Source organism: Methylophilus rhizosphaerae (genome assembly GCF_900100975.1).
Taxonomy (GTDB): Bacteria; Pseudomonadota; Gammaproteobacteria; order Burkholderiales; family Methylophilaceae; genus Methylophilus; species Methylophilus rhizosphaerae.
This window is the reverse complement of the sequence record NZ_FNFX01000002.1, coordinates 57,626-79,850: the sequence shown is the minus strand read 5'-3', so window position 1 is coordinate 79,850 and position 22,225 is coordinate 57,626. Positions and strand designations below refer to the sequence as shown.

Sequence of the window (22,225 nt, the reverse complement as noted above, 5' to 3'; positions counted from 1 at the left end):
CGTAAATTATGCAAATGAACGAGGGCGTTTCGGGCTGGATTCACCAAATGATTTGTTGCCTGTTGCACGTGGTTTATTGTTGCCACGATGACCATTCGGGTTGCCAAAACGTTCCTGCTTGTTAGCTGGTTGATTGTTTGAAGAGCGTGGGCGACGTTGGCCAAACTCTTCAGTCAATGCACGCGCAAATTGGAAGTCTGTATCTTTGGTGTAGCTTTTGCTATTGCCATTGACTTCGCGGTCCGTTTTTTGCTCGCCCTGACGAGCATCACGTGCCCGGTTCGGTTGGCCTTCGCGCATCACGCGGTCACCAAAAGAACTGTTTTCACGGTTGCCACGGAATTCGCGATTCTCACGATTGCCGCCATCACGGTTGTTACCACGGAAACCACTTTTGCCTTGCGGGCGGCCATTCCCGCTGCCATGACGTTTACCATTGCTACGTCGGCCTTCGCCATCATCCATGCGCACCGCACGTTTAGGTTCAAAACCGGCAATCACGGCTGGCTGGAATTTATGACCGGTGTATTGCTCGATTTTGCGCAGCAAGTGGCGATCGGTGTTGGAAGCAAAAGAAATGGCGATACCGGTGTTATTGGCACGACCGGTACGGCCAATGCGGTGTACGTAGTCTTCGGCAAATTTGGGCAGGTCGTAGTTAATGACGTGTGTAATACCGTGCACATCAATGCCACGTGCTGCGACATCAGTTGCGACCAGGACCTTGACATCGCCATGGCGCAATTTGGTCAAGGTACGGTTACGTGCACCCTGGGTCATGTCACCATGCAAGGCGGCGGTTTTGTGGCCGGCTGCGTACAAATCTTCAGCCAGCAAGTCTGCATGGCGTTTGGTGCTGGTGAAAATAATCGCCTGGTTAACGCCTGGTTCAACCAGCAAGTGTTCCAGCAATTTGTTTTTGTGGTTCATGTCATCGACAAAGTGCAGGCGCTGTTCAATGTTGGCATGCTTGTCTTTCTGGCCTGCCACTTGAATCGTGATCGGGTCACGCAGGAAGCGTTTGCCGATATCCATGATCCCATCCAGCGTGGCTGAGAATAGCAGGGTCTGGCGTTCAGCGGGCAGGGCGTCACAAATGCGTTCCACATCCGGCATAAAGCCCATGTCCAGCATGCGGTCAGCTTCGTCCAGCACCAGCATCTGCAAACGGCTCAAATCAATACGGCCGCGCTCCAGGTGGTCAATAAAGCGGCCTGGGGTTGCTACCAGGATATCCAGCGGTTGCGACAGCAATTTGTTCTGCAGTGGGTAGGGCATGCCACCGACGATACTGACGCAGCGAGCACGCAGGAATTTGCCGTATTTACGGGCAGCTTCATTGACCTGGGCTGCCAGCTCGCGGGTCGGTGTTAACACCAGGATACGTGGGCCGCGACTGCGTACCGGGTGCTGTGTTGCCAGCAAGTTTAAAGCTGGCAGGGTGAATGCGGCTGTTTTGCCTGTACCCGTTTGGGCGGAGGCCATGATGTCACGGCCTTGCAGGGCCTCGGGGATGGATTGTGCCTGGATCGGGGTCGGGCTTTCGTAGCCGGCTTCGGTTAGGGCGCGCAGAATGGATGGATCTAAGTTTAAATCAGCAAAAGACAAAGGATGTCCCTTTCAAAACAATTAAAAGGACGCAAGCAAAGCCAAAGAAACAATACCGAATTAACGTGTGATATCGCTAATACAACACTGAGGAGCTTTTACCGGCGCTCGGGCTAGCCACTAACCGATAAAAGAAGAGACGTTAACTGAGACGTCATTTCAAGATGATAACTTCCACACTACACGAGTTACCGATGGGTCAGGGCAGACAATCAACACGATGACCAGGGAAGAAAAGAATCGGCATCGCTAAAGACTTTGCGCAGTATAAGGAATTTATTTTAAAAGTCAAATATTTATCACAAAAGATTTGGGTCAAAGTATGCTAAAATCGCGCCCTTTCTATCTTTTGGCAGTTCACATGGCACGCAATCTCAGAAATATCGCAATTATCGCGCACGTTGACCACGGTAAAACCACCATGGTTGACAAGCTCCTGCAACAGGCCGGCACGTTTGCCTCGCATCAGCAAGTGACCGAGCGTGTGATGGATAGCGGCGACCTGGAAAAAGAGCGCGGCATTACCATCCTGGCCAAAAATACTGCCGTGAATTACGAAGGCACGCATATCAATATCGTGGATACGCCCGGCCACGCCGACTTCGGTGGCGAGGTGGAGCGCGTATTGGGCATGGTGGATGGCGTGGTGTTGTTGGTGGATGCGGTTGAAGGCCCGATGCCACAAACCCGTTTCGTGACTAAGAAAGCATTGGCACTGGGATTGCGCCCTATCGTGGTGATTAACAAGGTGGACCGCCCTGGCGCACGGACTGACTGGGTGATTAACCAGACATTTGACCTGTTTGCCAACCTGGGAGCAGATGACGAACAACTGGACTTCCCTGTGGTATACGCGTCTGCATTGAACGGTTTTGCCACGCTGGACATGAATAAGCCCAGCGAAAACATGCGTCCGCTGTTTGAAACGATTCTGAGCCATGTGCAGCCACCGGAAGGTGACAGTGATGCACCACTGCAATTGCAGATTTCCGCACTGGATTATTCTACCTATACTGGCCGCCTGGGCGTTGGCCGTGTAAGGAATGGCCGTATCAAGCCAGGCCAGGTAGTGGCCGTGATGCGTGAAGATGAACAGGTCGCGCAAGGCCGTATTAACCAGGTGCTGGGTTTCCAGGGCCTGGACCGCGTACCGGTAGAAGGTGCAGAAGCAGGCGATATCGTGATTATTTCCGGTATTGAAGATATTGGTATTGGCTTTACCATCGCTGACCGTGACAAGCCGGTTGGTTTGCCGCACCTGGGTGTGGATGAGCCGACACTGACCATGGACTTTATGGTGAATACATCCCCCATCGCCGGTACCGAAGGCAAGTTCGTGACTTCCCGCCAGATTCGTGACCGTTTGACCAAAGAGTTGCTGACTAACGTGGCTTTGCGCGTTGAGGATACGGAAGATACCGATGTGTTCCGCGTATCCGGCCGTGGCGAATTGCACCTGACCATCCTGTTGGAAAACATGCGCCGTGAAGGCTTTGAAATCGCCGTGGGTAAACCGCGCGTGGTTTACCGCGAAATCAATGGCGAGAAATGTGAGCCATACGAAATCCTGACTGTGGACGTGGAAGATGAAAACCAGGGTGCGGTGATGGAAGAACTGGGCCGCCGCCGCGGTGAAATGACCAACATGGAATCCGACGGTAATGGTCGTACCCGTGTGGAATACCGTATTCCTGCCCGTGGCCTGATTGGTTTCCAGGGCGAATTCCTGAGCCTGACCCGTGGTACCGGCCTGATGGCGCATATTTTCGATGATTACGCACCAGTGAAAGCCGATATGCCAGGCCGTCGTAATGGCGTGCTGATTTCCCAGGAAAACGGCGATGCGGTGGCTTATGCGCTATGGAACCTGGAAGATCGCGGCCGTATGTTCGTGAGCCCTGGCGACAAGTTGTACGAAGGCATGATTATCGGGATTCACAGCCGTGATAATGACCTGGTAGTGAACCCGATCAAGGGCAAAAAACTGACCAACGTGCGTGCTTCCGGTACCGATGAAGCTGTACGTTTGACCACACCAATCAAATTGACGCTGGAATCTGCGGTTGAATTTATTGATGATGATGAGTTGGTGGAAATTACACCAAAAACTATTCGCTTGCGTAAGCGCTATTTGCTCGAGCATGAGCGTAAACGTTCTTCCAAGGATTAATCCTTGGCAAGTGATTAAAAACGCCAGCATTCGCTGGCGTTTTTATTTATGTATCCACCAGGGAATGCCGTGAGAGTCGATTAAGGCGGGGTCAGACATAGTGAAAGGCAGGCAACTGAGATACACTTGTTGCTCTTCATCATGGTATCGGTAGGCTGAATGGGTAAATTGAATCCGGGTGATTATCGCGTCAACCCAAAAAAGTTTTCACTCAAGCAATTCAAGCCGGATGACAAATCGGCCCGTGCGGGTGACAAAGAGGCAGATGCCGCCATCCTGGCACAACTGACCGCAAGCATTAACGAACGGCAGGATATCCTGCATGCGCAGGGCGAGCATAAGGTATTGCTGATTTTACAGGGCATGGATACCAGCGGTAAAGACGGTACCATCAAGCATGTGTTTAATGCCTGCGATCCGCTGGGCATCCGCCTGGCCTGCTTCAAGGCTCCCAGTGAAGATGAGTTGGCACATGATTACTTATGGCGCGTCCATACCCAGGTGCCGGGCAAAGGCGAACTGGTGATTTTTAACCGCAGCCATTATGAGGATGTGCTGATTGTCAAAGTGCATGACTGGATTGATGAGGCGGAGGCTACCCGTCGCTATCAGCAGATTAATGATTTTGAACGCATGCTGGCCGAGACCGGTACGACGATTATCAAATGTTTTCTGCATATTTCCAAAGAGGAACAGAAGGTGCGTTTGCAGGAGCGCCTGGATGAGCCGGTGAAGTTCTGGAAATTCAACCCCAAAGACCTGGAAGAGCGCGCGCTTTGGGATAAGTATATGGAAGCTTATGAGCGTACCTTGCGTGAAACATCTACAGCGTATGCGCCGTGGTATGTGATTCCGTCTGACTCCAAAACCAACCGTAATTTACTGATTTCGCGTATTTTGTTACAGGCGCTCGAAAATTTGCCGCTGACTTATCCGGGAAAACCAAAAACCTGGAATACAGTGGTGATTGAGGATTGACGGATGAAATGGAGTAATTAATGATTTTACGCTGTTACAGCCCTGCTAATCACGGTTAAATGGCGGCATATTAAAGCAATTGAAAATGAGTTTACGTTTCCGATTAAATCTTCTGGTGACCATGCTTTCGCTGGCTTTTTTGCTGGCTGCCGGCGTGGTGCTGGTGCGCGATACGCGTGACAGTATCCGTGAACGTGTCGAAGCTGCCACGCGCGTCACGGTACAGTTGCTGGATACCGTGATTGTCAGCTCGGCCATGAATCCCAGCCTTGGCCCGACCCATTATGTGCTGCAGGATTTCCTCAACTCCCTGGGCTATGTGCGCAGCAGCCGCATAGAGCTTTACGATTATGCCAATACGTTGTTATATGTCTCGCCTCACTCGACTTTCCAACTGGAAATTGACCCGCCGCAATGGTTTGTGAAACTGGTTTCGCCCAAGGTGGAAACCGTGACGCGCCGGGTACGCTATGGCACCCTTATTATTACTTCCAGTGCCGAAGGGTCGATCCGGGAAGCCTGGTCCGGTTTTCTGCAACTGATCTGGATGGGGATTGGTTTTTTTGTGCTGTTGAACCTGCTGGTATACGGCCTGCTGAGCCATGCTTTGCGCCCGGTGCAGCATATCCTGCGTGGGATCAACCAGATTGAACAGGGCGATTTGACCACACGCTTGCCGCGATTTTCGGTCCCTGAATTTGACCGCATAGGTGCCAGCCTGAACCAGATGGCAGTCTCACTGGATGCTGAACGCCAACTGGAGCAGAACCGCCAGTTGACCCAGCTGATCCAGCAGCATATTGAAGATGAGCGGCGTAGCCTGGCGCGTGAACTGCACGATGAGCTGGGGCAATACGTCACGGCGATCAAGACGTTTGCAGTAGCCATTGTCAACAAAACCCGCGAAAAATCGCCGGACATCGCGGCCAGTGCGCAAACTATCGTGGCGGCGGCCAATCATATCTATGACGGGATGCATAATATCATCCGCCAGTTACGGCCTGCCGCGATGGATAATATGGGGTTGATAGAGACACTGCGCGACATGATTGCAGGCTACCAGGCACAACATCCCGAGTTAAGTATTCAGTTGCATGTTTCCGGCGAGTTCAAGCCCATGGGTGAAAACGTCAATATCAATATTTACCGTATTGTGCAGGAGGCGGTGAATAACGCGATCAAACATGCCGATGCGCGATCAGTCATGGTGCGCATACAGGCAGCCCAGGATGGCTGGCACCTTAGGATTGAGGATGATGGCGTGGGCATGCAGGCAGATGAAGTGGACCAGACACAACATTTTGGCCTGCTGGGCATACGCGAACGTGTACAGGCCTTGCATGGCCAGTTTAAAGTCATTTCAGAGCCAGGGAATGGGCAAGGTGCCGCCCTGGAGATCCGGTTACCTTTACAATCTGCTTAACTGCAACAGGAAGAGAACAGTATGATTAGTGTGATGCTGGTAGATGACCATGCGGTCGTCAGGATGGGTTTCAAGATGCTGCTGGAATCCGATCAGGATATCAAGGTAATTGCCGAAGCCGATAGCGGGGAAGCTGCTATTCGCGCTTATGTGGAGCACCATCCGCAAGTGGTGGTGATGGATATTACCATGCCGGGTATAGGCGGCATGGAGGCGATTGAACGTATCCTGGCCAAGGACAACCATGCGCGTATCCTGGTACTGTCGGCGCATGAAGACTCCGTGCACCCCAAGCGTGTCCTGAATGCTGGCGCCATGGGTTATGTCACCAAGCGTAGTGCGGCAGAAGAGCTGATTAAAGCAATCCGTAGCGTGGCGCAGGGCAAGAAGTACATAGAAGCGGGTGTCGCGCAGCAAATGGCTATCCAGCAATTATCGGGTGAACAGAACCCGGTGGATGTGCTGAGCGAGCGTGAGTTTGAAGTGTTTATGTCACTGGCACGTGGCAAGTCCACCAATGAAATTGCTGAAACACTGTTTTTGAGCCCACGTACCGTGGGCACGCATTTATACAATATCAAGCAGAAACTGAATGCACAGAATTCAGCTGAGATTGCACTGATTGCGATGCGCTGCGGCTTGCTGGAACCTTGACCTTAACGGCGCGGACTGCTGGCACGGGAACTGGCAACCCCGCTCAGTATAATCAGCGCCATGCCGATATATTCCAGCCACGACAAGCGCTCCCCCCACCAGAATACGCCAATCATCGTTGCAAAGACAATCGTACTATAGGCCAGGCTGGCGACCGTCAGCGTTTGGCCGGTGCGATAGGCGCGGGTCATGGCGAGCTGGCTAATGGTAGCCGAAATGCCCAGGCCCAGTAACAGTGGTAAATCCTGCCAGTGTAATGGCGTTACCTGACTATTCAGCATCAGGCCACCGCTGGCGATACTGCAGACCAGGGTGAAATAGAATACGGTGCGCCAGTCCGGCTCGCCGGCAGCCCCTAACTGTTTGACATGCACATACGCCAGTGCCGCTCCCAGGCCGGAAAGTAACCCTACCGCGCCAGCCAGCCATAAATCGGCTTCCCATCTTGGATGCAGGAGCAAGGTCACGCCGATAAATCCGCCAACCACGCACAGGTTTAAAGTGTTCTGTTGCCAGCGTGACAAAGGTTGCTCGCTGGTCAGCAACCACGGTGACAGCAAGGCCAGAAACATGGGAGAAGTGTAGTTCAGCGTGATCGCCGTGGCCAACGGAAGATGCGCAATGGCATAAAAGAACAGCAACAGTGCGATAAATCCGGTCAATGCACGCCCCATTTGCTTGCGTATCAATGGACTTCTGAGTGGCTTGCCTTGCCAGTACACCATGGCAGCAATAGAGATGAAACCGCATACGGAGCGGTAAAACACTAATTCCGTGCTGCTGAAACGCTGGGCACCGCTTTTCACAAAAGCGCCCATGATGGCAAAGCCCACACCGGCAACCAGCATCCACAGGCTGCCTAACTTCCAGTGTCTGGGGTGTGAAAACAGAAACAAAACGCGTGAAAAACCTAGCGCACAAACTGCGCAGGCAAGTAAGGTTCTATTTGGGTACGGTACCAGCGATGAAAGTGTTCCAGCCCGGTTTCCATCGGATGCTGGTAGGGGCCACGCTCATCCTTGCCTGCGAGATACAGTGCTTTGCGGCCATCGTGCATGCGCTGGCAGATTTCCTTGTCTTCAATCGCGGTTTCAGAATAAGCAGCTTGCTGTGCCTTGATGTATTCGCGTTCAAACAGGGCGATATCCTCCGGGTAGTAGAATTCGACTACGTTTTTACATGATTCTATGCCGGTGGGGATGAGATGCGATACTACTAGTACATTCGGGTACCACTCGATCATCAGGAAAGGGTAGAGCACAAACCAGATGGCACCATATTTAGGCGACGTACCTTGCTGGTAATCGGTCACCGCCTGCTGCCAGGTTTTGTATGCCGGTGACAAGCTGTATTCTGGCAACGGTTTGTACCCTACTGTTTGTACGCTGTAGTGCTCACCGAATTCCCAGTGGAGCTCACCACAGTCGACAAACTGGTTCAGGCCAGGGTGAAACGGGCCCACGTGATAGTCTTCCAGGTAGACTTCGATAAAGGTTTTCCAGTTGAAGTCATAGTGATCCACAATGGCCTGGTCAAAATAATAGCCGGTAAAATCAAAATCCTGGCTGCATCCGAGCTGTTTCAATGTATCTGCAATCGACACGGCTTTGGATTTGCTGGATGCAGGCGAAGTATTGAACAGCAGGCCTTGCCAGTGGCTGAGCGATTGTTTTTCCAGGTGCAGGCAGGGGTTTTGTTCAAAATGCGGCGCCCCCAGCAGTTGGCCATTTAAATCATAAGTCCAGCGATGTAGCGGGCAGACGATATGCTGTGTATTGCCCTGCCCGGATAACATTACCGCCTGGCGATGGCGGCAGATATTACTGATCAGCTGATATTCGCCGTGCTGGTTCACCAGCGCCTTGGCATTGTGCATCCAGTCCAGCGAACGATAGTCGCCAGCATTGGGCGTCATGCGCTCATGGCCAACATATTGCGGTAACAGGGAGAACAGGTGCGCTTGCTCCAGCGCATAGATGTCCGGATTGAGATACCAGTCAACAGGTAATTGTGCGAAGCGAGTCTTGTGTTGTTCTTTGTTTAAAGAGGTGACAGAACCCATATCTCAAACTTGATTGATCACGTGCAAAAAAGAATAATTGTGCCCGAAAAGAGGGGTAATGGAAAGCCGCTGCGGGGAAGGCTGCCTGGTTTGCCAGCAACAATTAATTGATTTTAATCAGTAAAACCGATTGTCGCCTGGCAAGCTGTACCGGCAAGCGATGGCGACATCAGTGGAACGGCCCTTAACGAACGCGTAAATTCAGTTATAATGTTTGAGTTTTCTATGTATAACGATACGTAAACAATACTTGCATTTTTAGGAGCAAACGAATGGCAAACTTATTAGATCAGTTGAAAGCGATCACCACTATTGTGGCCGACACAGGTGATGTTGAAGCAATTAAAAGCGTAAAACCGGTAGACGCAACGACCAACCCCTCTCTGGTATTGAAAGCTAGCCAGATTCCTGAGTACGCACCTCTGATCGAGACAGCGATTGCCTACGCTAAAGCGCAAGGCGGTAACAAAGAACAGCAGATTGAGAACGCTGCCGACAAACTGGCTGTATTGATTGGTGCCGAAATCACTAAAGTGGTACCAGGCCGTATCTCGACAGAAGTGGATGCACGTCTGTCTTTCAATATCGATGCCATGATTGCCAAAGGCCGCAAACTGATCAAATTGTACGAAGAGTCCGGTATTTCCAAAGACCGCGTACTGATCAAACTGGCTTCTACCTGGGAAGGCATCAAAGCCGGTGAGCAACTGGAAAAAGAAGGCATCCAGTGTAATTTGACATTATTATTCGGTTTCGGTCAGGCACGTGCTTGTGCTGAAGCTGGCGTATTCCTGATTTCCCCATTTGTAGGCCGTATCCTGGACTGGTACAAAGCGAAAAACCCAGGCACAGAATACACACAGGAAACAGATCCAGGTGTGGTTTCCGTACGCGCTATTTACCAATATTACAAAGAGCACGGTTATAAAACTGTTGTGATGGGTGCTTCTTTCCGTAATACTGGCGAGTTGATTGCATTGGCTGGCTGCGACCGTCTGACAGTCTCTCCTAACCTGCTGCAAGAACTGGCATCCACAGAAGGTACCTTGGCACAAGTGCTGAAAGATGGTGGAAAAACCAAAGAAGTACCAGCCAAACTGACAGAAGAAGAATTCCGCTTCGAATTGAACCAGGACCCGATGGCAACTGAAAAACTGGCAGAAGGTATCCGCGGTTTCGTGGCTGACCAGAAAAAACTGGAAGATGCATTAGCAGCAAAACTGTAATATCCCTGTGAGATGATAGGAAGAACTGGCAAGCCCTGCCAGTTCTTTATTTTCAGTCAGGCATAATTTGGCCTGCAACATTGACTTATTTTGGCTGCCAGCTTACTATGAGCGACCAGCTTGAATTGGTAGTACGCTAGAAATAGCATTTAGAAACTTTAAAATTTTTGGAGAAAAACATGGCATTAACTCAAATGGCATTAGACTCATTGGATTTCGACGCAACTGTTGCTTTGGCAGAAAAAGTGGCCCCACACGTTGACATTCTGGAAATCGGTACACCATGCATCAAGCACAACGGTATCAAACTGCTGGAAACTCTGCGTGCAAAATTCCCAAACAACAAAATTCTGGTTGACCTGAAAACCATGGACGCTGGTGAGTACGAATCTGAGCCATTCTACAAAGCAGGTGCTGACATCTGCGTAGTGTTGGGCGTATCCGACATCGGTACAATCAAAGGCGTAATCAAAGCTGCTAACAAATACGGCAAAAAAGCGCAAGTTGACCTGATCAGCGTTGAAGACAAAGTTGCTCGTACTAAAGAAGTTGCTGCTGCTGGCGCACACATCATCGGTATCCACACTGGCTTGGACCAACAAGCTGCTGGCCAGACTCCTTTTGCTGACCTGGCTGCTGTTGCCGGTTTGAACCTGGGTGTTGAAATCTCTGTTGCTGGTGGCGTTAAAGCTGCTACAGCCGGTCAAGTTCGTGACGCTGGTGCTTCCATCATCGTTGCTGGTGCTGCTATCTACGGTGCTGCTGACCCAGCTGCTGCTGCTGCAGAAATCACTGCTATCGCTCACGGTTAATTAACCCTCCATCAATAAGCAATTATTGATAAGCGATAATAAAAACCCGACTCAGCAATGTGTCGGGTTTTTTATTTAACACTTTTGCATACACAGGATAGAAAATGGATCATCAACAATTTATTTTGGATAACTTGAAGCGTATTCTGGACGTGACTGACAAGTCAAAAGCGGCTGAATTATTGAAACTGGTTGACGAGGCTGGTTCTACATTTATCGGTGGCGCAGGTCGTTCCCTGCTGGTTTCACGCTTTTTTGCAATGCGTTTGGTGCATTCCGGTTACAGCGTTTACATGATTGGCGAAGTGGTGACACCAGCCATCAAAAAAGGTGACTTGCTGGTGCTGGTTTCAGGTTCTGGCGGTACTGCAACCCTGTTGCCATTCGTGAAGAAAGCGAAAGAAGTGGGCGCTAAATTAGTCGTGATTTCCATGAAGAAAACTTCTGCAATGGCAGATGTGGCTGATCTGGTGATTCAAATTGGCCAGGATGACAGCTTCCCATTGGTTAAAGGTATGCCTATGGGTGGCCAGTTTGAACTGTCTACTTTGGTATTCCTGGAAGGCGCGATTTCTGAACTGATCCACGCTAAAGGCCTGACTGAAGAAGGCATGCGTGCATTGCACGCAAACCTGGAATAAGTCTCCACGTAAGCTTTGCTGTCAAAAAAACCGGCCTGTTGGCCGGTTTTTTTTATGCAGTCAGTGTCGGAGGCTGGCGAGGTGTACGAGATCGCGCGTTGTGACTCGCTTCTGATGCAGGGCGCTGGCTACCAGTACACCGGCAGCATTGGTTTGTTGCAGGGCGAGGGTATCCGCCAGGTTGCGCACGCCGCCTGCGGCATAAAAGTGCTTCAGCGGGGCCTGTTGCTGCATCTGCTGTAGCAGGGATAAATCTGGCCCCTGGTTGGCACCCACAGCGGGTAAGCTCATCAGAATGGTGTTGGCTGGCCAGAGGCCTGGATTGTTCAATAATTCAGCGGGACCGCGATAGCCCTCTGCAAAGAAGTCCAGGGATAACACCGCTTCTGGTGCATATTGCTTCAACATATGATAAGCCTCGATATCATTTAACCCTTCACTCGCAATAATGGGGATGGTGCCGATCTGTTGCCAGGCCTGCAATTCTGCCACGTGTTGTATGGCGGCATCTACCCACCATTGTAATTGCGGGAAAACCTGCATGGTTTGGGCAATGAGGTCTCTATGATGCGGGTATTTTGTATCGCGGGTGATTGCATTTAAATCGGCAATATACACGCAGTCAAAGGGATAAACTTGTAAAATAGCGGCCACGATATCGAGCAGGGCATGGCTTTCCGTCAATTGTGATTGAATGGGGCGGTAATGCTGGCGTTGCCCTTGTATGGCCTGTACTACCTGGCCATGCATCAAATCGATCACCGGAATAATATGCAAAATAAATCTCGCTTGAAAATCTGGGTTTGTGAATTTGTCAGTGCAGGGGGGCTGGCATCGGAACCGTTGCCAGCCAGCCTGTTGCAGGAAGGCCTGCTGATGCGGGATGCCTTGCTTGCTGACTTATTTTCCCTGGGCATTGATTGTATCACCAGTCATGATGCCCGGGTGCAGCCTGCAATGCAGGCGCGAAGCATGCCGGTGAGCGCTGCTGACGATGCGTTTGCGATCTGGCAGCAGCAACTGGCGACCGGGGATGTGGATGCCTGTTGGGTGGTGGCCCCCGAGACTGGTGGTGTGCTGCATCGTATGCAGCAATTGGTAGCAGAGGCCGGCAAATACTGGATAGGCTGTGCGGGTGATGCTATCCGTCTGGCAAGCTCCAAATCACAGATGGCGGATATTTGCTATCAGGCAGGGATTCCTGTGCTTCCCCATATTTATCTGCAGCAATTTTTGCCTGGCTCACCATTGCCATGGCAGACCTCTACAGCAGCCGGATTTGTGGTTAAACCGGATGATGGAGCGGGGTGTGAGTTTACTTTTTACTTTAAAAATAAATCAGAACTATTTGAGTTTAAACATAAAATACAATCAAGTAACAACTCTGTTTATCATAAACTATTATTGCAACCTTATATCACAGGTGAAGCATTAAGCATGTCTGTGGTGTCTACAGATGACCAGGTCAAGGTGATCGCGGCGCACCGGCAATGGATAGTGATCGAAGAGGGCGCATTTCAATTCAGGGGCGCAGGCGTTAACCAGGCTTCCCGTTATTTACCACTGATGCAAAACATGGCAGAAAACATACATCGCGCGATGCCAGGGCTTGTCGGATATTGGGGAGCTGACCTGATTCTGGCAGAGGATCAGCAACTGGTGCTGGTCGAAATCAATCCGCGTTTGACCACTCCGTATACAGAGCTCTCCAAATTGCTGGCAGAGAACCCTGCCCGAATGATACTGGATGCCGTATTGGATAACAGATTGACCGGTCTTACAGCGCAATCTTCGCTGGCGCTTGATTTGGTTGAATTAAGCGAGAAACAGGCCATATGAGTCAGCCCGTGGTTGGTTGGGATATTGGTGGCGCACATGTCAAAGCAGTGATGCTGGATAGCCAGGGCCATATTGTTAAGGTATCGCAGCAGGCTTGTGCTCTATGGAGAGGCCTGCATTTGCTTGAGTCCACTTTGTGCGACGTGCTGCAGCAATGGCAATTGCAAGCAGAGGATTGCCTGCATGCAGTGACCATGACGGGTGAACTGGTGGATTTATTTGAACATCGGGCGCAAGGAGTACGCGCGATTGCGGAAACAGTCAAAAAATATATGCCCAATGCCGTGTTTTATATGGCTTCACCGGATCAGGGAGCCGCGTTCGCAGTGACTGTCAGCAGCCAAGAGGCCGCGATTGCTTCCATGAACTGGCATGCTTCGGCACAATGCCTGGCGGTGCACAATGAAGCGGTGATGCTGGTAGTGGATATTGGCAGTACGACAACCGATATTACCTTGTGTGAAAAACAGCAGGTCATTGCCCATGGCTGGACTGATGCAGCACGCATGCAGCAACATGGCCTGTTTTATAGCGGCGTGGTGCGCACCCCCCTCATGGCATTGGGTCCGTATATTGAATGGCAGCAGCAGGCGCGTCATATCGCGGCAGAATATTTTGCCACCACTGCTGACGTTTATCGCGTGCTAGGCGAGTTACCGCCACAATATGACATGGCAGATACGGCTGACGGGCAGGATCGTTCGATCAGCGCCAGTATGCGCCGCTTGGCACGCATGGTCGGGCATGATCTGGAAGATGCAGAAACACAGGCATGGCATTCGCTGGCACAGGCCTTCAGGCAAAGGCAAGTATCCTGCCTGCTGCAGGCTATCCGGTGTGGCCTGGCGCAGGTCAACGTACAGCCTAAAACGCTCACAGGATTGGGCGCAGGCAGTTTTCTGTTGCCTGAACTGGCGCAGGCTTTAAATCTGCCTTATATCCCGGCTTCTGCCTGGATGATGGCTGATCAACCACAATTAAAAGACGACGCAGAAGTCTGCTTCCCGGCTTATGCTGTCGCGAGGTTATGGCAAACATGGCATTGATGCAACTGGATTTACCTTATGCCGAAGGTGCTGACTGGCTGGGCCAGCTCAGGCATTTCCCCTGGCCGATGCTGCTTGAAAGCGGCCGGGTAGAGGTTACCGGAAAACAAATGGCGGCAGATGAAGAGGCCAGCCTGGGCGCCAGATTTGATATTGTGGTGGCAGATCCTGTTGCCAGAATTATCCATCGTCGGCCTTGTACGGAAGTGCATGTACAACAGACAGTTGAGCGCAGCGAAGAAGATCCTTTTACGGTCATCAAGCGTTGGTTGCAACCGCATGCGGTACCGCGCGTACCTGATATCCCGTTTGCCGGCGGCGCGTTGGGTTATTTTTCCTATGACTTGGGGCGCAGTATAGAAACCTTGCCGGAAATTGCTGCCAGCGAGATGCCATTACCAGAGTTGCTGGTGGGTATGTATGATTGGGCCATTGTGGTGGACCACCACCTGCAACGTTGCCAGCTGGTTTCGCACACGCGTTTTATATCGCCCCGGTTTTTGCAGGATTTACACCAGCAATTGCTGCAAAAACGGCAGCTTCCAGCAGCACAGCCATTCCAGGTGCATGGCGATATCCGGCACAATATGGATAAAGCCGGGTATGCGCAGGCATTCCAGCAAGTAAAAAACTATATTCGTGCCGGCGATTGCTACCAGATCAACCTTGCCCAGCGTTTGGCTGTCAGCGTGAGTGGGGATGCATGGCAGGCCTATGACCAGTTCCGGCAACTTAGCAAGGCACCTTTCATGGCCTATCTGCAGGTCGATGACGGAAAAGGTGTGCCATTTGAGGTGCTTTCCATGTCGCCAGAGCGTTTTCTGCAAGTCACTGACAATAAGGTTGAGACGCGGCCGATCAAGGGGACGCGGCCAAGGCATGCAGATAGCCTGCGGGATGAACAAGAAGCTCAATCACTGGCCAATAGTGCCAAAGACAGGGCAGAGAACCTGATGATTGTGGATTTATTGCGCAATGATATCGGCAAAGTATGTGAGGTTGGTTCAGTGAAGGTCGATGCCTTGTTCCGCTTGCAACGGTTTACCAATGTGCATCACCTGGTCAGCATTGTGCGCGGTGTGTTAGCCAACGGTTATCATGCCCTGGATTTATTGCGCGGCTGCTTTCCTGGTGGTTCCATTACTGGCGCCCCCAAGCTGCGTGCGATGGAAATTATCGAAGAGCTGGAGCCGCACCGCCGCGGTATTTATTGTGGCAGCATCGGGTATATAGGTTTTGATGGCAGCATGGATACCAATATTGCGATCCGTACTGCGGTCGTTTGTGGGCAAACCATGACTTTTTTTGCCGGTGGCGGTGTCGTTGCTGATTCGGATTGTGACAAGGAATACCAGGAGACCTTGGATAAGGCTTCCCAATTCCTGAAACTGGTTGCACAATGCAAAACCTAATTTAACTCTCGGGAAAATGACATGTGGGTGATCAAGCTGGGCGGAAGCGTGACACGCCATGACAGCCTGTTGAAGTGGTTGCAACTGGTTGCCCGCTGGGGAGATGGCAAGGTGATTATCGTGCCAGGCGGTGGTGTGTATGCCGATGCCGTGCGCGAGTTCCAGAAAATTCGAGCCCATTTGCCGGATGGTCATCTCAGTGATACGCAAGCGCATGCCCTGGCGATTTATGCCATGGACCAGATGGCACGGAGCTTTGTCGCCATGGAGCCAGCATTGACGTTGGTACGCAATCCCCTCGAAATTGCAGAGCGTGGCTGGCAACACCGAGGGTTGGTCTGGCTACCGAGTGAAATGACGCTCAACCCTGTATTATGGGGAGAGACAACGCTCCCCGAAAGCTGGGAAACGACTTCTGACAGCCTGGCAGCCTGGCTGGCCAGCCAGCTGGAGGCCAGCCAGTTATTGCTGGTGAAATCGGATGACCGGCTGCTGGAAGAGCAGCCAGCGTATCGCTTAGCCGAATTGCAGGCCATGAATATTGTCGATGCCGGTTTATCGAAAATCCTGCCGCAACCCGGTTTTAAGTCGTGGGTCGTGCATGAGCGCCGATACACGCGGTTTCAAGATGGCCTGGACGAGCAGACTCTTACTGCTGGCTTGATCGGGTAGCCTCAAAGACAGCAGTTTTCTCAAATTTGCCGAAATGCAGCATGATGGTCGGCAAAATCAACAAATTGAGGATGGTGGAGGAAATCAGGCCGCCGACGATAATGGTCGCCATCGGACCTTCAATTTCACGCCCGGGCTCGCCACTGCCGATGGCCAAAGGCAGCAGGCCCAGCGCCGTGACCAGCGCGGTCATGAGCACGGAGGGCAGGCGCTCGGATGCGCCGCGGATACAGGTTTCCAGGTTCCACTCACAGTCTTCCTTATCCACCAGGTGCTGAAAGTGGGACACCATCATAATCGAGTTGCGCAAGGTAATGCCGAACAGGGTGACGAAGCCGACCAATGTCCCTACCGAAATCCAACTGCCGGCAAAAAATGTCGCGATGACGCCGCCAATCAATGCAAAGGGCAGGTTGGCGAAAGTGAGCAACAGGTTTCTCAGGCTGCCAAAAGCAATATATAGCATCAGGAAAATCGCCACACCGGCTACCAGCGAATGCACAATCAAGTCCTGGCGTGATTGTGCATTGGCTTCGGCTTCACCGGAAAACTCCATATAGTTGCCGGGATGCAAGGCCAGCTTTTGCCGCAGTGTTTTTTGTATTTCACGTAAGACAGCTTCCTGGTCGCGCCCGGCAATATTGGCCGTGATGGTCTGGATACGCTTGGCACCGAGGTGCAGAATTTTCGATCGGCCACCTTCCTGCGCGATATAGGCGACGTCGGACAGTTTGAGCATCTGGCCTTCCGGGTTGAAAATCGGGATATTGCGCATATCCGCAATATCATCACGGTTATCGTCATTCAGCAGTACGCTGACACCGATGGAACGGTTGCCCATGTACACATGATTGACCGGTACGCCTTCATAACTGGCTTTCACGGTATCCAGCACATCCAATGGGTGTAATCCCCACAGCGAGAGTTTTTCCTGTTTGAGCCTGATTGCAATTTCAGGCGTTTCCGGCGGAGATTGCACCATCACGTCACGTACGCCACGGATACCACCCAGCATATTGGCGACTTTTTGCGCGTCTTTATCCAGTGCATCCAGGTCCTGGCCGTAGATATTGACGACCAGGCTGGCAGCATAGCCGGAGATGGTTTCTTCAATGCGCTCGGTTAAAAAGGTATTAATGGCGAAAGTGGCACCGATAAACCCTAGTTCTACTTTGCCATCGTCATCGTCATCTTCCAGTTCACCGGCAAGTTCTTCCCGGATGTCATGCAGGATACGGTCTTGCTCTGCACCGGAAACAGTACCGATTTCAACTTCAAACTCGCTGTAGTGTGTCCCGAACGTATCCGCGGCATTCGGTGCGCGACCTACCCATTGCGCCACAGATTTCACACCGGGGATTTGCAATAATACCTTGGTGACCTGGTTGCCTAGCTTCAGCGATTGTATTTCGGAAGTGCCGGGAAGTGTGGTCATGTGCAGGATAAAATGCCCTTCATGCAGGGCAGGGATAAACTGGCTCCTGAACAAGGGTAGCAGGGCCAGCCCCAGTGCAATACAGACGAAGCTGGTGATCAGTGTTAACTGGTAGCGCCGCTCAATCTGCTGCAATACCTTGACATACTTTTGCTTGAGCCAATGCAAGAGCGGAGACTCCCGGTTATCCAGGCGCGCTTTGCCGAGCAAGGCGTAACATAAGGCTGGCGTCAATGTCAGCGCCACCACGAGGGAGGCAAGGATGGCGGTAATGTAGGCATATGCCAGCGGCGCAAATAATTTACCGGCCACGCCAGACAGGGTAACTAACGGTAAAAATACCAGTGCCACGATAATGGTGGCATAGACGACGGAGCTCCGTACCTCCATGGAGGCCTGGAACACGACCTGGGAGATGGGCAGTGGTTGGGCAAGCTGTCTGTTTTCACGCAAGCGGCGGAAAATATTTTCCGTATCAATAATGGCATCGTCTACCACTTCCCCCAGCGCAATTGCCAGCCCGCCCAACACCATGATGTTGAGGCCAACGCCATACTGGTACAGAACAACAATGGCAGAGAGCAGGGAAAGCGGGATGGCAGTAGCCGAAATGACCGCCGTACGCGCATTGAACAGAAAAACGAACAGAACCGCGATCACCAGGATTGAGCCAATCAGGATGTCGGTCCGTAAACTCTGGATCGCCGTTTCAATAAAGTTGGCGGGCCGGAACAGGCCTTCATGCAAGTTGACTTGCTGGCTGGTTAAACTCGGTTTGATTTCTTTCAGCCGTTGCTCCAGCAGTTTGGTCAGTGCATAGGTGTTAGCACCCAGCTGGCCCTGAACCGATAAATAGACGGCGGGTACGCCATTAATGGCAGCGGCACTGATGGAGGGCGCTGAGCCTTCAATCACCTCGGCAACATCGCTGATACGGATGGTGCGGCCCAGCTTGCGAACCAGGGTGATATTGGCCAGTTGTTGCGGGGTGGTGGTCTGGCCCTGGCTATTCAGGATAATGCGCTGATTATCGTTTTGGATATAACCGGCCCCACGTACCCCGGTGGCACGGCTGGCAGCATTCACGACATCCTGTACATTCAACTGGTACAGCATCAGTTTTTGCGGGTCTATCTTGATCTGGAACTGGCGTACTTCACCACCGAAGACATTGATATCCGCGACACCGGGCACGGCCATCAAATGGGGCGTCAAGTGCCAGTCAACCAGTGTGCGCAACTGCATCAAGTTCAGTTTTTTTGACGTGACGCCCAACCCCAGCACGGTACTGGCGGAAGAGGTTAATGGTGTAATATTGGGCACGATTCCCGGCGGTAACTGATTGCCCAGCATGTTCAGGTGCTCGGCGACGATTTGCCGGTTACGGTAAATGTCGGATTTGTCCTGGAAAATGACCGTGATGATGGACAGGCCGGGAATGGATTGTGAGCGCAGGCTTTTGACCCCGATGGCGCCAGAAATAATATTTTCGATGGGTTGGGTGACCAGCTTCTCCACCAGGCTGGCTGACAGGCCGGGAGATTCGGTTTGAATGACGATTTGGGTTGGCGCGAATTCCGGGAAAACATTGAGATCGCTCTGGGTCAGGCTATAAGAGCCATAGACCAGCACAAGGACTGCGAGCCCGATAATGACGCCATAAAAACGAATCGCAAATCTGACCAGTGCCGACATCATGTTGATTGCTCTTTCTAATCTATTGTTGGTCGCAACTTAATCGTCGTTTTCATTCTTGATCTGGAATTTAAACTCTTCCGAGAGCAGCAGCTGTGCACCTTGCGTGACGACTTCAGTGCCTGGGCGCAAGGTATTGTCAAACCAGCCATTATCCAGTTCAATTTCTGAAGCAACCGGTTTACGCAAAAACATATCTGGCTTCGCTTTGGTGTACACCCAGGCCATCCCACCATGCCAGACAATCGCCTGGTTGGGAACGAAGACACCCCTGACCATGGATGAGGAGGATTGTGCCGGTACAACATTGACGCGCATGCCTACCCGCAGGTAATCCGCCGGGGCGATATAAAAATAGGTTTTCCCGATATTGCTGATATCTGTTTGAATAGATTGGGAAATGTACTCTGCCCGAATGGGTTTGATTTCACTCTGGATAGGGGAAACAAGAATACTGGAGTTGGCTTCAGGCGCTTTAAAGTTGAGCGGGAAACTGGCTTGCACCAGCACTTTCTTTTGCATCAGTAAATCATGCAAGGGCCCGGAGGGGGGGTGTTGTGTCACCAGGGTGGCCAGTGGCTGGCCCCATTGTGCCACTATGGTGTCGGTCAGCGCTTTTAATTGGGCCTCGGTGGATTTGATTTGCGTCTGGTCATTAATAACCAGTGCTTGTGCTTCCTGTACTGCTTTGTCAGACACATTTTTGTCGTCCGCATTCAGCTGCTTGTAACGCTGGTATTGCAGTTGATGGTTGGGTAACAGGCTTTCAGCCACCGCTAATTGGGCTTTAAGTTGCTGGTACTGACTGTTGTAATCTACCAGGGTCTGGATAGAAATAACCGTACCAAGCACTTTGATATTGCCCTGATAGTCATAAGCTTTCAGTGGCTGTACGTGGATACCACTGTTTTGCTGGGTAGCCAGGTTCAGTTGCACCAGTTGTAAACCATTTTGCTCAATCACGCGTACCGGACCTTCTACTTCATCATCATTGTCACCTTGTGCCGATTCGTACTCATCCTGGCCAAGCAGCACGATGGCCCAAATCAAGCCTACGATAATGACGAGTTGAGCCCCGATGATCCAGAGTGCTTTTTTATTCATTTTGCTGGCGCCTCTTGTGTTTGAATGGCAAACGGTATGGTCTGTTGTGACAACAATAAGGGTTTTTGCATGACATTCTCAATATCTTGCAACGCACGCAGTACCGTGGCCTGTTGTGTCACCAGGCGCTGTTGGGCAGCATAAAACTGTATTTCTGTTTGCAAGTATTCTGTTTTGTCGATAAGGCCGTTGCGCCACTGGTTTTCAAGTTGCTGCTTACGCCGCGACTGCTGTTCGTATTCCCCTGTCATGGTGACCAGCAGGTTGGCTGCATTATGGTATTTCAGATAAGCCTGCTCTGATAATTGAATGACCTGGTGTTGCAGGGCGTAAAAACGTGCCGCTTCATTTTGCCGCACTTGTTCAGCATGCGCCCACAAATCAGAAGATTTATTGAGCAGGTTTAACATGCTGCCAATGCCGAGGGACCATATTTTGTCGCCATACTCATACAATATCCCCGGATTCAGGGAAAGGTCGGGATAACGCTTGGCCATATCCAGTCTTAACTGGGACTCGGCTTTGGCATATTGCGCCAACCCACGCTGGATATCCATGCGATTGGTGAGCGCCTGATGCTGGATGGTTTGAGCATCCTGGTATGCTTGTGGCTGATCAAACCTGGCTTTCAGTAACTGCGAGACATTCATTGGCGCAACGGGCAATGTCTGGTTATTTTGCCCGGTTAAGCCAGCATCATGCATGATTTTTTGTTCTGTTTGCCTGATTTGCAAGGTGAGTTGCTGTAGCTGCCAGGCAGACTGGTCATGCTGCAGGCGGATAGGCAGTACATCTGATTGGCCGGCCACACCCAGATCCAGCCTTTTTTGATAGGCATTCAATAAATCTGCCTGGGATTTCTGCAGCTTCGCAAGATTGGACTGCAATGCCTGCTGTTCGGCTAACTGGATCAGGTCCAGGCTTAATTGCTGTCTCAGCGCCCACGCAGTTTCCGATATCTGTATTTTGGCAATGTCGGCTTGGTACTGTGCAATGTCTATATTGATTTGGCGCTTGTTGGCGGTAATGACAGGGATATCAACTTGTAGCCCATACGACCAGGGATTAATATCCCCATTGGCCCGGTTGCTATGTGCCAGTTGTCCGTTTAGTCCGACCATGGGGCGTAATCCGGCTGCGGTGATACCCGCCAATGCCACGGCATAATCCGATTTGGCTACCTTGAGTGCCGGATGGAAGTACAGCGCTGACAGCGTCAGGCTATCAATATCCCACGATTGAATAGGCCAGGGGATTTGCGGATACTGAGCTTGTACGAATTGCCTGAAGCCATCCTGGCCGGGCGCAGCTTGCTGAATCGCATCAATATTCTGCTGCTGCTGAATAGGTTGTGGCTGGTACATCACACCACAGGCGGAAAGCAATAGCGGGCAAATACAGGTAAGGTATCGCATCAGGCTTGCGTGGTAGCCGACTAGGGCAACCTT

The 22,225-nt window shown here is 51.5% G+C and carries 18 protein-coding genes; 11 read left to right on the top strand and 7 right to left on the bottom strand.

Translation table 11 applies throughout. From position 1 onward, the window contains the following. Positions 1-6: 6 nt before the first annotated feature. Positions 7-1,608, bottom strand: a complete 1,602-nt coding sequence (locus BLP53_RS04180) for a DEAD/DEAH box helicase (RefSeq protein ID WP_091470618.1) — start codon at positions 1,606-1,608, stop codon at positions 7-9. 361 nt (positions 1,609-1,969) lie between these two features. On the opposite strand from BLP53_RS04180, the gene typA reads away from it, so the two are divergent. The 4 genes from typA to BLP53_RS04160 all read left to right on the top strand — a co-directional run bounded on the left by typA (position 1,970) and on the right by BLP53_RS04160 (position 6,833). After that, positions 1,970-3,778 carry a translational GTPase TypA gene (typA, locus tag BLP53_RS04175; RefSeq protein ID WP_091470615.1) on the top strand — a complete coding sequence of 603 codons (1,809 nt, stop codon included), beginning with the start codon at positions 1,970-1,972 and terminating at the stop codon, positions 3,776-3,778. 159 nt (positions 3,779-3,937) lie between these two features. Further along, positions 3,938-4,756, top strand: coding sequence for a polyphosphate kinase 2 family protein (locus BLP53_RS04170; RefSeq protein WP_091470612.1), 819 nt, complete (start codon positions 3,938-3,940; stop codon positions 4,754-4,756). A gap of 121 nt (positions 4,757-4,877) precedes the next feature. Next, positions 4,878-6,179, top strand: coding sequence for an ATP-binding protein (locus BLP53_RS04165; protein ID WP_091470609.1), 1,302 nt, complete (start codon positions 4,878-4,880; stop codon positions 6,177-6,179). A 21-nt stretch (positions 6,180-6,200) separates the two neighbouring features. Beyond that, positions 6,201-6,833 (top strand): response regulator, encoded by a 633-nt coding sequence (locus tag BLP53_RS04160; protein WP_425412892.1) that lies wholly within the window; start codon positions 6,201-6,203, stop codon positions 6,831-6,833. Between the two features lie 2 nt (positions 6,834-6,835). On the opposite strand, the gene BLP53_RS04155 is transcribed toward BLP53_RS04160, so the two are convergent. Together BLP53_RS04155 and BLP53_RS04150 are read right to left on the bottom strand one after the other, a co-directional pair. After that, on the bottom strand, positions 6,836-7,729 hold the full coding sequence (locus tag BLP53_RS04155; RefSeq protein WP_281202877.1) for a DMT family transporter: 894 nt from the start codon (positions 7,727-7,729) through the stop codon (positions 6,836-6,838). A gap of 14 nt (positions 7,730-7,743) precedes the next feature. After that, positions 7,744-8,895, bottom strand: coding sequence for an aromatic ring-hydroxylating oxygenase subunit alpha (locus BLP53_RS04150; RefSeq protein WP_091470603.1), 1,152 nt, complete (start codon positions 8,893-8,895; stop codon positions 7,744-7,746). 272 nt (positions 8,896-9,167) lie between these two features. On the opposite strand from BLP53_RS04150, the gene tal reads away from it, so the two are divergent. From tal to hxlB, 3 genes are all read left to right on the top strand, one after another. After that, positions 9,168-10,121 (top strand): transaldolase, encoded by a 954-nt coding sequence (gene tal / locus BLP53_RS04145; RefSeq protein ID WP_091470600.1) that lies wholly within the window; start codon positions 9,168-9,170, stop codon positions 10,119-10,121. Positions 10,122-10,300: 179 nt separating this feature from the next. Next, positions 10,301-10,933, top strand: a complete 633-nt coding sequence (hxlA, locus tag BLP53_RS04140; protein WP_091470598.1) for a 3-hexulose-6-phosphate synthase — start codon at positions 10,301-10,303, stop codon at positions 10,931-10,933. Between the two features lie 104 nt (positions 10,934-11,037). Beyond that, on the top strand, positions 11,038-11,574 hold the full coding sequence (gene hxlB / locus BLP53_RS04135) for a 6-phospho-3-hexuloisomerase (RefSeq protein WP_091470596.1): 537 nt from the start codon (positions 11,038-11,040) through the stop codon (positions 11,572-11,574). 60 nt (positions 11,575-11,634) lie between these two features. Here the strand turns inward: hxlB and BLP53_RS04130 are convergent, their stop codons facing one another. Then, positions 11,635-12,351: a HisA/HisF-related TIM barrel protein gene (locus tag BLP53_RS04130; protein ID WP_091470594.1), complete on the bottom strand. Its 717-nt coding sequence runs from the start codon at positions 12,349-12,351 to the stop codon at positions 11,635-11,637. Between BLP53_RS04130 and BLP53_RS04125 the strand changes: the two genes are divergently transcribed. The 4 genes from BLP53_RS04125 to BLP53_RS04110 are packed head-to-tail and all read left to right on the top strand — an operon-like array spanning position 12,346 to position 16,543. Continuing rightward, entirely contained in the window at positions 12,346-13,413 is a 1,068-nt protein-coding gene (locus tag BLP53_RS04125; protein WP_091470591.1) for an ATP-grasp domain-containing protein, read from the top strand. The two genes, BLP53_RS04130 and BLP53_RS04125, sit on opposite strands and share 6 nt — an antisense overlap. Beyond that, positions 13,410-14,459, top strand: coding sequence for a hydantoinase/oxoprolinase family protein (locus BLP53_RS04120; protein ID WP_091470588.1), 1,050 nt, complete (start codon positions 13,410-13,412; stop codon positions 14,457-14,459). Before BLP53_RS04125 ends, BLP53_RS04120 begins: the two co-directional genes overlap by 4 nt. Continuing rightward, positions 14,450-15,871 carry an aminodeoxychorismate synthase component I gene (gene pabB, locus BLP53_RS04115; RefSeq protein ID WP_091470586.1) on the top strand — a complete coding sequence of 474 codons (1,422 nt, stop codon included), beginning with the start codon at positions 14,450-14,452 and terminating at the stop codon, positions 15,869-15,871. Before BLP53_RS04120 ends, pabB begins: the two co-directional genes overlap by 10 nt. A gap of 21 nt (positions 15,872-15,892) precedes the next feature. Beyond that, on the top strand, positions 15,893-16,543 hold the full coding sequence (locus tag BLP53_RS04110; RefSeq protein WP_091470583.1) for an amino acid kinase family protein: 651 nt from the start codon (positions 15,893-15,895) through the stop codon (positions 16,541-16,543). Here BLP53_RS04110 and BLP53_RS04105 read toward each other — a convergent pair. Genes BLP53_RS04105 through BLP53_RS04095 form a run of 3 tightly spaced genes read right to left on the bottom strand, consistent with a single transcriptional unit; the run spans position 16,521 to position 22,192 of the window. Then, positions 16,521-19,676 carry an efflux RND transporter permease subunit gene (locus BLP53_RS04105; RefSeq protein ID WP_091470581.1) on the bottom strand — a complete coding sequence of 1,052 codons (3,156 nt, stop codon included), beginning with the start codon at positions 19,674-19,676 and terminating at the stop codon, positions 16,521-16,523. The genes BLP53_RS04110 and BLP53_RS04105 overlap by 23 nt on opposite strands. Before the next feature lie 36 nt (positions 19,677-19,712). After that, the gene (locus tag BLP53_RS04100; protein ID WP_091470576.1) at positions 19,713-20,777 is read right to left on the bottom strand and encodes an RND family efflux transporter; all 1,065 of its coding nucleotides are present in this window, start codon (positions 20,775-20,777) and stop codon (positions 19,713-19,715) included. Then, entirely contained in the window at positions 20,774-22,192 is a 1,419-nt protein-coding gene (locus BLP53_RS04095; RefSeq protein ID WP_091470573.1) for a TolC family protein, read from the bottom strand. The genes BLP53_RS04100 and BLP53_RS04095 overlap by 4 nt, the downstream gene beginning before the upstream one ends. Between the last annotated feature and the right edge of the window lie 33 nt (positions 22,193-22,225).